1 protein-coding gene is annotated in these 306 nt (G+C 67.0%); it reads left to right on the forward strand.

Annotated features, from left to right (window positions below; translation table 11 throughout):
- Positions 1–306: hypothetical protein (locus H7U12_RS22375; protein ID WP_206683974.1), on the forward strand; the 306-nt coding region annotated here is incomplete at both ends.

The raw sequence follows: 306 nt of genomic DNA on the forward strand, positions 1-306 counted from the left end.
AGCCCGGCTTCCACCAGCTCCACCTGCGCTTCAAGGACGCCAACGGCCGCTGGGGCATGACCACCGCCCGCACCTTCTACAAGGAGAACCTCACCACCGTCGTGCCGCCGGGGCAGCTGGCCAACGTCACAAAGGGCGAGTACTTCTTCGACGCCGATCCGGGCTTCGGCAAGGGCACCAACATCCCCCTCACCCCGGGAAAGGACCTGGACAACCTCACCTTCGCCGCCGACGTGACCGCCTTGGAGCCCGGCTTCCACCAGCTCCACCTGCGCTTCAAGGACGCCAACGGCCGCTGGGGCATGA

The organism is Rufibacter sediminis, from assembly GCF_014269285.1.
Taxonomy (GTDB): Bacteria; Bacteroidota; Bacteroidia; order Cytophagales; family Hymenobacteraceae; genus Nibribacter; species Nibribacter sediminis.